The sequence below is a fragment of the Streptococcus sp. HMSC057G03 genome, from assembly GCF_001808745.1.
Classification (GTDB): domain Bacteria; phylum Bacillota; class Bacilli; order Lactobacillales; family Streptococcaceae; genus Streptococcus; species Streptococcus parasanguinis_Z.
On the sequence record NZ_KV794429.1, the window covers coordinates 96,342 to 110,381 of the forward strand.

The 14,040-nt window shown below is 41.7% G+C and carries 14 protein-coding genes; 1 reads left to right on the forward strand and 13 read right to left on the reverse strand.

Annotated features, from left to right (window positions below):
- Window positions 1-53 precede the first annotated feature (53 nt).
- The 10 genes from HMPREF2686_RS07515 to HMPREF2686_RS07560 form a co-directional block, all read right to left on the reverse strand.
- Window positions 54-821, reverse strand: a complete 768-nt coding sequence (locus tag HMPREF2686_RS07515) for an alpha/beta hydrolase (RefSeq protein ID WP_070450043.1) — start codon at window positions 819-821, stop codon at window positions 54-56.
- A 66-nt stretch (window positions 822-887) separates the two neighbouring features.
- The gene (gene ffh, locus HMPREF2686_RS07520) at window positions 888-2,459 is read right to left on the reverse strand and encodes a signal recognition particle protein (protein ID WP_070450046.1); all 1,572 of its coding nucleotides are present in this window, start codon (window positions 2,457-2,459) and stop codon (window positions 888-890) included.
- A 17-nt stretch (window positions 2,460-2,476) separates the two neighbouring features.
- Window positions 2,477-2,692, reverse strand: a complete 216-nt coding sequence (locus HMPREF2686_RS10725) for a hypothetical protein (protein WP_037606554.1) — start codon at window positions 2,690-2,692, stop codon at window positions 2,477-2,479.
- A gap of 2 nt (window positions 2,693-2,694) precedes the next feature.
- Entirely contained in the window at window positions 2,695-3,027 is a 333-nt protein-coding gene (locus HMPREF2686_RS07530; RefSeq protein ID WP_003001435.1) for a putative DNA-binding protein, read from the reverse strand.
- An 80-nt stretch (window positions 3,028-3,107) separates the two neighbouring features.
- A complete protein-coding gene (locus HMPREF2686_RS07535; RefSeq protein WP_070450048.1) occupies window positions 3,108-4,052 on the reverse strand; it encodes a 3-oxoacyl-[acyl-carrier-protein] synthase III C-terminal domain-containing protein in 945 nt (314 codons plus the stop codon).
- 12 nt (window positions 4,053-4,064) lie between these two features.
- Window positions 4,065-5,330 carry a F390 synthetase-related protein gene (locus tag HMPREF2686_RS07540; RefSeq protein WP_070450051.1) on the reverse strand — a complete coding sequence of 422 codons (1,266 nt, stop codon included), beginning with the start codon at window positions 5,328-5,330 and terminating at the stop codon, window positions 4,065-4,067.
- Entirely contained in the window at window positions 5,296-6,123 is an 828-nt protein-coding gene (locus HMPREF2686_RS07545) for an MBL fold metallo-hydrolase (protein ID WP_070450054.1), read from the reverse strand. Before HMPREF2686_RS07545 ends, HMPREF2686_RS07540 begins: the two co-directional genes overlap by 35 nt.
- On the reverse strand, window positions 6,098-7,075 hold the full coding sequence (locus HMPREF2686_RS07550) for an NAD-dependent epimerase/dehydratase family protein (RefSeq protein WP_070450056.1): 978 nt from the start codon (window positions 7,073-7,075) through the stop codon (window positions 6,098-6,100). Before HMPREF2686_RS07550 ends, HMPREF2686_RS07545 begins: the two co-directional genes overlap by 26 nt.
- Window positions 7,072-8,349, reverse strand: coding sequence for a glycosyltransferase (locus HMPREF2686_RS07555; protein WP_070450059.1), 1,278 nt, complete (start codon window positions 8,347-8,349; stop codon window positions 7,072-7,074). The genes HMPREF2686_RS07550 and HMPREF2686_RS07555 overlap by 4 nt, the downstream gene beginning before the upstream one ends.
- Before the next feature lie 240 nt (window positions 8,350-8,589).
- On the reverse strand, window positions 8,590-9,288 hold the full coding sequence (locus tag HMPREF2686_RS07560) for a GntR family transcriptional regulator (protein WP_003016564.1): 699 nt from the start codon (window positions 9,286-9,288) through the stop codon (window positions 8,590-8,592).
- 128 nt (window positions 9,289-9,416) lie between these two features.
- Here HMPREF2686_RS07560 and guaA point away from each other — a divergent pair, with 128 nt between their 5' ends.
- On the forward strand, window positions 9,417-10,982 hold the full coding sequence (gene guaA / locus HMPREF2686_RS07565) for a glutamine-hydrolyzing GMP synthase (protein ID WP_070450062.1): 1,566 nt from the start codon (window positions 9,417-9,419) through the stop codon (window positions 10,980-10,982).
- Window positions 10,983-11,207: 225 nt separating this feature from the next.
- Here the strand turns inward: guaA and HMPREF2686_RS07570 are convergent, their stop codons facing one another.
- The 3 genes from HMPREF2686_RS07570 to HMPREF2686_RS07580 form a co-directional block, all read right to left on the reverse strand.
- Complete coding sequence (locus HMPREF2686_RS07570) at window positions 11,208-12,218, reverse strand: DUF1002 domain-containing protein (RefSeq protein ID WP_049507771.1); 1,011 nt, start codon at window positions 12,216-12,218, stop codon at window positions 11,208-11,210.
- A gap of 237 nt (window positions 12,219-12,455) precedes the next feature.
- The gene (locus HMPREF2686_RS07575) at window positions 12,456-13,058 is read right to left on the reverse strand and encodes a lysozyme family protein (protein WP_023918108.1); all 603 of its coding nucleotides are present in this window, start codon (window positions 13,056-13,058) and stop codon (window positions 12,456-12,458) included.
- Complete coding sequence (locus HMPREF2686_RS07580; protein ID WP_070450065.1) at window positions 13,058-14,032, reverse strand: nucleoid-associated protein; 975 nt, start codon at window positions 14,030-14,032, stop codon at window positions 13,058-13,060. The genes HMPREF2686_RS07575 and HMPREF2686_RS07580 overlap by 1 nt, the downstream gene beginning before the upstream one ends.
- Window positions 14,033-14,040: the final 8 nt, after the last annotated feature.

A 14,040-nucleotide genomic window follows, 5' to 3' on the forward strand; every position in this document is an offset into this window, starting at 1 on the left:
TAAGGATTGCAAGAGACAAATAAAAATTACATAACCGAAATTATGTAATTTACTTATAGATTCAAAAATAGACTTAATTGTTTCACTAGATCTGGATTGGTGGGTAAAGCTGAATGATGAGCCTTGCGACCATTTAAATTCACTTCTGTATAGGTTTGATTGTCAAAAATAGATTTTGCTGCTTGTGCACTAGAGAGAGGAACGATGCCATCTGATTTTCCAGCAAAGCTACCAACAAAATTAAGAACTTCTACTTCTTTTTCTAAGCGGTGCTTCCATTTTTGAAAATCGTCAAACATTTCTTGATTGAATTTGTAAGGACTTCCAATAATAGCCAACTTGCTGACGGTTACCTTCTTTTTCTCTAAAAAGCCACTTTCCAATAAACCAGTCAAAACTAGTCCACCATTGGAGTGCCCAACTGCCTTGAACTCTGTAAAATAATAGTGATCAAGAAGATAGGTTAAAGCGATCTTAAGGGATTCGATTTGCTGCTTGATATTGCTGTAGCCGTCTCGATTGTTCTCGAAGCCGATCACAATCATCGGATTCGGCTCTTTCGTATTCAGTCTTCCCTCCATCTCTATAGAATCATCTTTGTTGACTTTAATTTTTAAAAGACTTTGCTTTTTTCTAGAAAATCGATGGAGCATGCGGATGGTTCCGTTGAATCGCTGGATACTGGCTGAACTCCCAGGTACAAAGATAATCGGTCTGATGGGTGGTTTCTTTGACCCTTTAGGAAATTCAAAGGGCTTTCTGTGCGAAGAAAACAATCTTGTAAAGAAACGAATGACTTGTTGAATTAGTTTTTTTAACATCTTTCCTCTAGTAGTAGTTTCTAAAAGAACCCAGAACAGTGTGTTCCAGGCCCTTATTAGAAACGATTATTTCCGTTTTTTCTTATTTTTGCGCATTTGTTTGGCCATCTTGTTCATCGCCCGTTTCATCATGAATTCACCGGCTTTTCCTTTGAGACCACCACCAAACATTTGGCTCATATCAGGCATTCCAGCGCCTCCACCAAGAGCTGACAAGTCAGGCATCCCTCCTTGTCCCATCATCCCTTCAAGAGCAGACATATCAGGCATTCCACCAGGCATATTCTTCGGCATATTATTTGGATTGAGCCCCATTTGTTTCATCATCTTGTTCATATCGCCAGAGAGGACGCCTTGCATCATCTGTTTGGCTTGGTTAAAGTCCTTGATGAATTTGTTGACTTCAACAAAGCTATTTCCTGATCCAGCAGCAATCCGACGACGACGGCTTGGATTCAAGAGATCTGGATTTTCCCGTTCAGCCGGGGTCATGGATGATACGATCGCGCGCTTGCGAGCAATTTCTCGTTCATCGACCTTGAGGTTCTTCATGGCAGGATTATTAGCCATACCTGGAAGCATCTTGAGCAGGTCTTCCATTGGTCCCATATTTTGAACTTGGTCTAATTGATCAATGAAATCGTTGAAATCGAAGGTATTTTCCCGCATCTTCTCAGCGAGTTCAAGGGAGCGTTTCTCATCGTATTCTTGAGAAGCCTTCTCAATCAGTGTCAGCATATCCCCCATACCGAGGATCCGACCAGACATACGGTCTGGGTGGAAGGTTTCGATATCAGTGATTTTTTCACCAGTACCAGTGAACTTGATTGGTTTCCCAGTAATCTGACGGACAGAAAGGGCCGCACCACCACGAGTATCCCCATCAATCTTGGTCAAGATGACCCCAGTCACTTCGAGTTGTTCGTTAAACTCACGCGCCACATTGGCTGCCTCTTGACCGATCATGGCATCGACAACCAAGAGGATTTCGTTTGGCTCGGCAAGGGCTTTGACGTCGCGCAACTCGCCCATGAGTTTTTCGTCGATTTGCAGACGACCAGCCGTATCGATCAAGACATAGTCATTGTGGTTGGCTCTCGCTTGTTCCAAACCTTGACGAACGATCTCTACTGCAGGGACTTCTGTACCAAGTGAGAAGACAGGGACATTGATCTGCTGACCAAGCGTCTTCAACTGGTCAATGGCTGCTGGACGATAGATATCGGCCGCAATCATCAAAGGACGTGCGTTCTCTTCCTTGACCAATTTGTTAGCCAATTTCCCCGCAAAGGTTGTTTTACCAGCCCCTTGAAGACCGACCATCATGATAATGGTTGGAATCTTTGGAGATTTAATAATTTCTGCTGTTTCTGAGCCCAAAATCGCTGTCAATTCTTCATCAACAATCTTCACGATTTGTTGGGCAGGGTTCAAGGTTTCGATGACTTCATGACCTACAGCCCGTTCGCGGACTCGTTTGATGAAGTCTTTTACAACAGGAAGGGCAACGTCGGCCTCTAAGAGGGCTAGACGAATCTCTTTGGTTGCCTCTTGGACATCCGGTTCAGAGATTTTCCCTTTCTTACGAAGATTTTTAAAGACGTTTTGTAAACGTTCGGTTAAACTTTCAAATGCCATTATTTTCTCCTATTTTTTCAATTCAGTGGAAATCGTCCGAAATGTTGCAAACATTCTAGTTCTTCGGGTGTGACTTCTTTCATGATTTCATTTGGATATCCCCAACAGCTAAAACCTATTTGCATAGCTTTGGAGATATCATTGGGCGAGATAATCTGTAGTCGAGTAGGAAATACTTCCTCTGCGACTAATAGTTTGCAAGGTATTCCTTGATAAATGACGAGACTGCCCATAATCACTCCCGATTGTCAATGCTTGATAAAATTTCAACCTGCTCTTGTAGAAAAGTATCTTCCGGATAGCGTTCTAAAATCTGATCAAAAATCTGGCTGCGTACAATGTAATCGGAATACATATGGAGTTTCATTTCGTAATCTTCCAAAATCTTTTCTGTACGTTTAATATTGTCATAGACCGCTTGACGGCTCACTCCAAACTCTTCTGCAATCTCAGCCAAGCTGTAGTCATCTGCGTAGTAGAGCTCGATGTAGTTCATCTGCTTGTCCGTCAAGAGCGCTGCATAAAACTCAAAGAGCGCATTCATTCGGTTGGTTTTCTCAATTTCCATACCTTTCATTATATCAAAAAAGCCCGCTAAAGACTAGCGGGACTTAATGCTTTTTGAGCTTGAAATAAGAGGATTCATCATTAAAGTTTCAGTGCCAACATATTGACTGTCATCCCTGCTGCAGTCCCCATCAAGAAGATGGTATCTCCTTCCTTCACATAGCCATGATCCAGTGCATAGGCTAGGCCGAAAGGCACGGCTACCGAAACCATATTTCCATAATCACTGACAATATTGAGGTACTTGTCTTTGCCAACGCCCAATTTGTCCATGACGAGTGGTAAGGCACGACTTGCTTGGTGAGGAATAATATAGTCTACAGCATCTTTAGAAATGCCTGATTTCTCTTGGAATTCTTGGAACATTTCTGGAATAACACGGGCAGAAAGCAAAAGAATCTTCTTCCCTTTCATATCAAACATGAAATCAGTCTTGGTTGCTTCAGAGTACAATTTCGGATGATACGCTGTCAAACCACCACGAATTTCGGTGTCATGGGCTCCCTCAGACCAGGTACGTTGCATACTGGCAATGATTCCTTTATCTTCCTTTGTTGCTTCAAAAATAAAGGCTGCAGCTCCATCGCTAAACAGTTCAAAACTTTCTTTTTGTTTAGGATTCAGCCCTAGGCTTCCTACTTCACTTGATACAATCAGAACCCGTTGGTATTCACCACCTTCAATCAGATAAGAAATGGTGCTTAAAGCAGATACAAAACTGGTACAAGTGGTGTTGATATCCATAGCAGGAATCGTCAGTCCCTTGGCCACGCGCTCATGGATAAGAGCTGCTGTACAAGGAATGGGCTGAACGCCAACCGCACTAGCCGAAACCAGGCAGTCGATGTCTGCCATTTCAAGCCCCGCATGGTTTAAAGCCGCTTCAATCGCACGCGCTGCAAGATCAATCTGTGTTTCTTCTCCTTCTTTCACGCGGTAACGAGTCTGGTCTTTGAAAGTTACGGTATGAGCTGGAAGCGCTGTTCCATAGCCCTTAATTTGCAAATGTCTTTTTACAGTAGTCATAGGATTCTCCTTTTATTGAAGTCGTTGAACACGTTTTAATTTACGTGTTGGGTCCCATTGGTAATCGATAAATTGAATACTTGGAAGAATGAATTGTTTTTGCTGAGCTAAGAGTTCAAATTGAGCAAAGATCGCTTGCTCCATAGACTCTGTCCGGTGACTCAAGGCAATGGTAATGGATCCATCTGCCAACTGAGTTACTTGATAGTCCTGAATATTTTCGACAAAGAGAATGCACCGTCGAATAAAATCCGGATAGATCATCTGGCTACTGCCATCTTCTTTATTGAAATAGAAGATATCGTCCGATCGTCCTTCGATCTTTGCGATTCGAGTAAAGACGGAGCCACAAGGGCAAGGAGACTTTTCTTCCACCAAAATATCATTGAGGCGGTAGCGATAGATAGGTTGACTGGTTCGTTTGAAATCCGTAATAATCGGATAAAAGCGGCTATCATCAAGATACTCTTTTTCGACAGACAAAATATCTTCGTTGAGATGTAGATTGCCTTCTGAACAGGTACAAGCTAAAAATCCCTCTGTCGCTTGATAGACCTGATCAACCTTGTCTAGTTGAAAAGCTTTGGCGATGGTCTGTGCATCTCGATCTTCTAGGATCTCTGCGACAGAAACAACCTTGACAGGGTGAATCGCAAGTTGCTGATTGCTGACATAGTTGGCTAACTCAATCAAGGTTGAAGCTGGTGCGACCACAATGGTTGGTTGATAGTCTTTGAGACGCTCTAAATGCTCCTTGCTATCCTTGAAAATATCAAAATATTCCAAGCGAATAAGGCCTGAATTAATGGTTTGATAAAGTTCATTGTCCGCTCGTAAGAAAAAGGCAATGCGATGACCAAACAGTTTTCCTTTCGGTAGCATCTTGGCTAAGATCGCTGCAGCCCACATGCTTCTTTCTTTTTCTGTGGTGACAAAAACTCCTCGGTGGCCTGAAGTCCCAGAAGACAAGCCTACTGCTACTTCTCCATTCATCTCAGTAAAATCTCGCGTCTGTTCTCCGCGAATCGCCATGTCTAAAGCCTGATCTCGATCCACCCCTAGGGTATTGAGTTCATTGAAATGTGTCATCATAAACGATTTATCCATCGTTCCAAAGGATTCGGGAGAATGGGTTTGAAAATAGGGAGATTGAGAAGTGATAAATGCATGGTAGCGTGCCAATTGCTTATCTTGGTATCGCTTCAAGGCCTCTTTTGAACGGAATCGGTGGCACCATCTGGTTTCAATAAAGGTTTTCAGAAAGACTGTTTTTTTCATTTAAAATCCTTTCAATCCGATCTTGCGGGTCGTGGCTGACAACAACTTGAATGCCATCTTGCAAGAGTGTTTCCAGCAAATCAGCTCCTTTAAGATAAGCCTTCTTATCATCCTGAACCAAGGAAGGAATCAGTCGCATTTGCCATGTGTAAGGCAAGAGGTCTACTCCCCAAGAAAGATCTGCTCCAATAAAGAGCTTGAGTTCATCCAGATAAAGACAGCCTTGCCCTCTCGCATGCCCATCGATGGACGAAACAAGAATGCTCCCATCCCCAAAAAGATCCGCAGTCGGGCGGTAAGGGAAAGCAGGATGCCTTTGATTTGCTTTGAGACAAGTCACCCGATCCTTGAAATCAGCTGGCAAAAACTCTTTAAAAATTAGATCTTTAAATTTCGGTTTTTGGTACACCTCATAGACTTCCTGACTGACAAAGAAATGAGCATTTGGAAAAAGGGCTGCTCCACCGAGATGATCAGGGTGCAAATGAGAAAGAATCACATAGGAAATGGATGCCGGATCAATCCCACGCTCTTGCAATAAATAATCGATCTGGTCTTCTTTTTTCATCTGCATTGGTGTGGCTAGACGGTACCAGAAATACCGTGCTTTTTTCTTAATCTCGTAGTGATAGCCGGTATCGTACAAAATATAGCCTTTTTCACGATGATGAATCAAAAAGACACCTGCTGGAAATTGCATTTTTTCATTCGGAATCCCTTTAAATAAGAGACCAGAATGACTGCTGCAATAGCCTGCTGGAAAATAATCAATGTGCTTGATCATGTTGGACATAGTTGTCAATCCCTTCTTCAATGGTCATTTTTGGATAGTAGCCAAGTTCGGTTTGGGCCTTTTGAATATCGAGAGTTTGGCTATATCGAAGGAGATAATAGGTATAGCGAGTCAAGGGGGGTTCAGCTTTCAGATGAAAGAATCGATACACCCCTTCAAGGCTATAAGCCACATCTGCTACTAGACCTGCTGGAATTTTCCGATAGCGAATCGGCTCTCCCAATCCCTTTAGTGTGGTTTCGATCAAATACTTAAAGGTCTTTGGTTCCCCATTTGTAATATTATATACTTGTCCGTGAGCTTCTTTTGCTTCCAGAGCCAAGCGAATGGCTAGGGCGACATTTTCCACACAGGTCATATCCATGAGCTGCTCTCCCCCTCGAATCAAAGGAATTCCAATTTTTCGACTGAGGCGTAAGACACGAGGCAAAATGCTGGTATCCCCCACACCAAATAATCCTCTAGGACGCAAGATGATACTTGGCACATCCGGATAGTCAGAAAAAAGTTTTTCAGACGCCAATTTACTTCGGATGTAATTGTTGAGGTGATTTTCTTTGGGAGCATCACTTTCCTTGATGTTTAATTGATCTTTTCCAGCTGCGTAAATACTAGGAGAAGATACGTAAACCAAGCGTTTTACCGCATATTCACGGCACAATTCAAGGACATTTTTAGTGCCGACTACATTCGCCTGATAGAAGGCCTTCCAAGGTCCCCAGGCAGTGGATAAAGCTCCAGCGTGAACCACAGCATCAACAGACTGAAAGGCTTGTTTTAATTCCTCAATAGAGCTCAAATCCCCTTTCACAAATTGGACGCGCTCATTTTCCAGGGCCTTCCCAATTTTTTCATTTCGGCCAAAGGCTACAATGGAATAATCGTGAGCCAACAACTCATCGATCACGTATTTTCCAAGGAAGCCAGTCGCACCTGTTACAAGAATTTTCATAGTTTCCCATCCGTTCCACGTCTTAATAATCGTTGAATCTCAAACTCCAAAGTATCCAACGGCTTGTAGGTTTTTGAAAGTTTGTTTAGTCTTTCTAACTTTTCCCAAGATTCTTTTTTTAATAGGGCATTAAAACCTGCTTGAATCTCTTCGGTGCGATTACGATGTGCTTGAAAAGCAATTCCTGCTTCTACTCCTCGAATCGCATAGTCAAATTGGTCATAATCATGTGGCAAGATCAAGGCTGGTTTTTTAAATTCGATACACTGATAAAAGATTCCAGCTCCTCCATGGTGAATGACATAGTCCATCTGCGGAATATATTCTTTGTAGGGCAGATATGAGACAACCGTCACATTTGGTGCTACTTCTTCTTCAGAAAAGTCTTTTGCCCCATCTCCTAAGGTGACGAAAAAGTGACATTCTGGATGATCTTTGGCCAAATGCTTGGTTTGTTCTAGCAAGTTCTCTTTTGCCCAAGGCAACTGGGTTCCACATGTCACGAGTACCTTCGTCTTGTTCTCGTAAGGACTGAGATCTAAAGGATAATCTTCAGCTTTTTCAAGAGAAGTTCCCAAAGGGCCAAGCCAGGCATATTGATGAGGGAAGTGTGTTTTTAACTCTAGCTCCATCATACCAATTCCAAAGATGGCATAAGGAGAGTAGATGGTCTCTACTCCATTTTGATTGTACAACTTGAAATTGTAACGTTTTAAGCGTTTGCGTAAGAGGAAAGCCCCACAGTATTTTCCAATGCGCGTGAGTTTACGGCATAGTGCTTGTATCTTCTCTTCTTTCTTTGTTCGTGCGATTCCCATACCTCCAAAGAAACAAGGAGGACCATAAGGAGTTTCGATTACAAATTGGGTTGCCATGGTGGTGATCCAAGGAATTTCTAACTCTTCTGCCACAAAGCCTGCTGATAGAGTGATAAAATCAGCAATGACAATATCTGGACGATTGACGCGCCATTCCTCTAGCAATTGATCCGATACATGATTAATCAAATCTAAACTCCTAGACAATTGCCGATAAGCTGAAAAGAGATTGTGTTTCTTATCGTTATTAGCCGCACGTTCAAATTCTTCTACCTTGTCCTCTAGAATGGGAACGACAGTGAAGCCAAGGCTTTCTGCGACGGCTTTTTTCTGAGGACCCGTGAAAACTCGGATTTCCATAGTTGGATCATCTAATAAGGGTTTAACGAGATTTAAAGTTGGGTACAGATGCCCACTCAAGGGAACAGCTACCACATCAATTTTTATTTTTTTCATTTTTTCCTGCCTTATATCTCTTATTTAAGCTTTAAAACCTGCTTCTATCTATTAATTCGTAAAAAAAATCAAAAATTGAAGAAAAAATAAAATTTTTTTAAATTTTTTTAAATCTTTTATTTTTGACCGTACTATCACTATTTAGAAAGAATGACTTCAACCTAAAAAAAGCTCCCAAATGCCAAAGAGAGTGAGCCTCTCACACATCTGAAGAGTTTTTTATTACTGTGAATTGCGAGCTTAGTTGTTTTCCAAATAAAATTCGAACCGCTCGCCGACATACTGACTTTTTACATACTCAAAGGCCGTCCCATCTTCAAAATAGGAAACCTGTGTCAGACCTAAAATAGCCTGTCCTTTTGAAATCTGTAAGTAGTCCGCAATCTTATCCTTGGCCAATCGCGCATAGATGGTCTGGTGGGACTTTCCAATCTTATAACCATGGCGCTCCAAGGTTTGGAAGAAATGGCTGGTTACCTCTTCGCGATTGAAATTCTTAATAAATTTCTCTGGAATAGAGGCCACTTCATAAACGACAGGGATCCCATCAGCATACCGGACCCGCTCCATCCGAATGATGGTCTCAGTCTTATCGATGCCCAATTTGTCCACTTCTTGGAGGCTAGGAATGGTTTTACGGTATGATATCACTTGGCTAGAAGGTTCCTTGCCTTGCGATTTCATAATTTCTGTAAAACTGGTTGTGCCTCGCATTTTTTCTTGGACGCGCGTGCTGGTGATAAAGGTGCCACTTCCTACTCGTCTTTCAAGCACTCCTTCTTCAACCAGAAGGGTAATAGCCTGCCTCAGCGTCATCCGACTCACCTGAAATTTCTCAGCCAGATCGCGTTCGCTGGGAAGACGCTCCCCGATTTTCCATATTTTTTGATCAATCTCAGACTTAATCTGATCATGAATTTGAATGTAAGCTGGAATCATAACCTTGCTCTTTCTATGTATTACCTCTATTGTAGCGTAAAATTCCTAATTCTTCAATCAGAGATTGGTAAAGACATGGCTTTTGTGTTAGAATAGAGGAAAGTAAATTTCTTTAAGAAGGGGATAAGATGACAAACCTATCAACTGATTTGCATGATGTTGAAAAAATCATCGTGCTTGACTACGGTAGCCAATACAATCAGCTTATTTCACGTCGGATTCGTGAAATTGGAGTCTTCTCAGAGTTGAAGAGCCACAAGATTTCTGCTGATGAAGTTCGTGCAATCAATCCAGTTGGGATCGTTCTTTCAGGTGGACCAAACTCTGTATACGAGGAAGGTTCTTTTGATATCGATCCTGAAATTTTTGAACTCGGTATTCCAATCCTTGGAATCTGTTACGGGATGCAATTGTTAACCCATAAATTGGGTGGGAAGGTCGTTCCTGCAGGTGATGCTGGTAACCGCGAATATGGTCAATCTGAACTGACTTTGACAGAATCTTCTGCTCTTTTTGCCGGCACACCAGACAAACAATTGGTCTTGATGAGCCACGGGGATGCTGTTACAGAAATTCCGGCTGACTTTATCCGCACTGGTACTTCTGCTGACTGTCCATTTGCATCGATTGAAAATCCAGACAAGAAAATCTACGGAATCCAATTCCACCCTGAGGTTCGTCACTCTGTTCACGGTTATGACATCTTGCGTAACTTTGCCTTGAACATCTGTGGGGCTAAAGGTGACTGGACCATGGACAACTTCATTGACATGCAGATCAAAAAAATCCGTGAAACCGTCGGAGACAAACGTGTCCTTCTTGGTCTTTCAGGTGGTGTTGACTCTTCCGTTGTTGGGGTTCTCCTTCAAAAAGCTATCGACGATCAATTGATCTGTATCTTTGTAGACCACGGTCTTCTTCGTAAAGGCGAAGCTGATCAAGTGATGGATATGCTTGGTGGTAAGTTTGGTTTGAACATCGTTAAAGCAGATGCTTCAAAACGTTTCCTTGATAAGTTAGCTGGTGTATCTGATCCTGAGAAAAAACGGAAGATCATCGGTAACGAGTTTGTTTATGTCTTTGATGACGAAGCAAGTAAGCTCAAAGATGTGAAATTCTTGGCACAAGGAACTCTCTACACTGACGTGATCGAGTCTGGTACGGATACTGCTCAAACCATCAAGTCTCACCACAACGTTGGTGGACTTCCAGAAGATATGCAGTTTGAACTGATCGAGCCACTGAACACTCTTTATAAAGATGAAGTTCGTGCGCTTGGTACTGAGCTTGGTATGCCAGACCACATCGTATGGCGCCAACCATTTCCTGGCCCAGGTCTTGCCATCCGTGTTATGGGAGAAATCACTGAAGAAAAACTCGAAACCGTTCGTGAATCAGACGCTATCCTCCGTGAAGAAATCGCCAAAGCTGGTCTTGACCGTGATATCTGGCAATACTTCACTGTCAACACAGGCGTTCGTTCCGTGGGTGTTATGGGTGACGGCCGTACCTACGACTACACAATCGCCATCCGTGCTATCACTTCTATCGATGGAATGACAGCTGACTTTGCGAAGATTCCATGGGAAGTCCTCCAAAAAATCTCAGTTCGTATCGTAAACGAAGTTGACCACGTTAACCGCATCGTCTACGATATCACAAGTAAACCACCTGCAACTGTAGAGTGGGAATAAAAAAAGGTCCAGTGGACCTTTTTTTCACGAGCTTAAAATTAGTCAAGCGAGTTTAAAAGTCTGGGGGGACCTTGATTCACAAGCCAATAATTAGCAAAGCGAGTTAAAGGTCCACTGGACCTTTTTTTATGACCTTAACATAAAAATTTCTATTTAAGTATAAAAATAGGAAACCACACACAAAAAGCACTCTGACATCTTATCAGGAGTGCTTTTCTGCTATTTTTAGCCAACTAAACCACTAAAGAATTTGACAATGGCATTCCAGATGGCTCCGAAGAAGCCGGCAATGGCATTCCACGCATTTGTAAAGAAGTTACCACTATCTTTTAAAATGGCATTGGTATCAAAATTCAGATTGATATTGTTAAAGGTATCGCCTGCCTTGTCTACGATACTATCTTTCAGATCCGACAAGGTTTTGGTAAAGCTTTTGCTGCTGATGACGCTACTCTTTGAGAGGTTGACTGCGAAATTCACGATCAAATTGATCTGGTTACCTGTCACAGTTGTATCCAGCTTATAATTTTTCAGGGTTTCTTCGACGATCTTTCGAATATCATCTTTGCTTAAATCCTGATTGTTCTGTTTGGCATTGGCTACTGCCGTTTTTATGTCGGTCAATGCTACGTTTAACTTATCCGCATCGAAGTTTTTCTTACCAGCGTTTTCTTCATTGATCCCGGATAAAGTCTTTAACTCTTCTTGGGCCAGATCTTTGCTTTCTTGAGAAACTTTGGCACCATTTTTCTCAAGCGAGTAATAGATCCCAGCCAAGGCACTTTCTCCGGTCACTTGGATAGGGGAAGCTACTGTAATTTGAGCATGCTCCAATCCAAGTGTAACGGCTGCATTACGATACATATCTGCAGTGACCTTGGTGATATTTTGAGGTGTCACGATATTCACTTCTAGTGGCTTATTTTTGCCTAATTTTTGAATTTTAACAGAGGAATAAAGTTCCAAACTATCATCGTTCGCAACGTTCATAATCGAAGAATAAACCTCTGGTGTCATGGTCTTCCACTCTTCTTTATCTTTTGAACTATCGTAGTTCAAGAGACTCAAGGTTTGTTCGATTTGACTTTGGTCCAGCGAATAACCCAAAACATAGTCTGGTTTGACATAGGTTTCGTCGATGACTTTCTGCACATTGCTATCTGCAGAAACCCGAGGGACACCTGTAAACAAAGCCAAAGTCGTTGTTACAAACAATGCAATCTTCTTTAATTTCATCTTTTTCTTCTTTCTAATTCAAATTACCTCTGGGCATCTCTTATTACCTTTCTCACCTCACTAGAGATGAAAAAAGAAGTAAATAAAAAGTTTACCCACTTCGATTTTCATTATACAGTTGATTTCTTAAAACTAGCTTACAGTTTTTTTAAGAATGCATGACATTTTTATTATCCCCCAAAATTGGAGGTAGTACTGATCAACTTAAAAAGAGCCAATTGGCTCTTTGGAAAATGATTAAAACCATGAAAATAACTTCATAATCGTCATATTGGTTTCTACTAAACGGGAATAATAAATATTGCCCCCATTAATGTAGAGTTCCATCCCGTTTAAAAGAGAGATTGGGTGGAGGTAAAGATAAGTTTCACCGGTTACATTGCCAAGACTTGGCGCTACTACATCCCGTGAATAAGCGCGGGCCAACTCTAGGGAATTTGTTCCACCGTGTTTTGCGACGTAATCGATGTAGTCTTTCCCAAAATTATAGGCTTGAACCGCAGTCCAGCTATCAACGCCTTTTTTCTTGGCTTCTTTTAACTCATCTGAAAGAGTTTGAATTCCTTGGCGAATACTGGCCTTATTATCACTAATAGTATTGGTCTCACCACTTGCACTCTCACTCGCCTGCATGACATCGTCTTCTCTGCCTTTGGTCTCCGTATAGATCATAGCCAGAATGAGGTTTTCATTGGCCGTGGTGTCCTCCTCAGCAAGGACTTCTCTAACCAGGGAGCGGTACTGCATGACTTGTTTGACATCATGGTGGATCTGAACACCCTTGTAGATTCCAAATATTAGTAAGATGAATAAGAAGATCTTCACTATACGTTTAATCATTATTTACTCTGTATATCCTCAATATTTTTGATCAGAATAGAATAGGTCCCGTTCTCGTTTAGAATAAATTCAACAGATTCTGCATCTTCATAGACATTATTCGGAACGATCAGTTCAATTCCATTTGACAATGACAATTTCTGATTTTCGAACTTCTTCAACTGGCGACTTGCATCAATCTCTTCAAAGGTGACAGGTTCTGGTACAGCTTCTTTGACTTGGTCAATAAAACTGAGGCGAGCTGTCAGATTGTCGTCGAAGAGATCATCCGCTAATTTCTCAGGAGAGAGTTTATTTTCTTCCTCAATATGGTTAAAAATAGCTGATTTAACCTTTGATTGAAATTGAAAATCATCTGTGTTAAAGCTTTCCGCAATCTTCTGGGCTGTTTTTTCCAGTGCCTTGATCGATTTTTTTGGAGAGATCTTGGGTTGCGCCTGCAACAGATTCTCAGAAAAATAATTCAAGAACGTCCCATTGTACTTGATCCGTTTTTCAATCAAGTGGTATTTGCGGCTTTGAAGATTGATGACCAAAGCTTCATCTGCACCAGTCCCAAAACCAGGTAGATTATTTTGCGTCAACTTAATCGGATTGTCCACTTCACCGCCAAGATGCGTCAAGGTTTCCCGTAAGGCGATCCGAAGAAAGGCAAAATGGTCCACCCCTTCTTTTGAGAATTGAATGAACACCAAATCATTGGTCTTTTGATTCTCAGAGACGACAAATTCTTCCTTCCAACGATTCGCTACTGCGACTGAAGTTTCTAATAGGTCATCTGAAATCAACTCAAGAAAAGGATTGTCCTCTTCGAAAATACCAGTCCTGGCTTCATCAGAATAAACCCTTTCAATCTTCTTACGCAAGTATTCCTCGATTTTAGGCGTGATATTGAGAAATTTATCTGCCAGATAGAGATCGGTATCGTCTGGGCTAAATTGATGAATGATGGCTTTTTTTACGTAAATATCCATAAGATGGT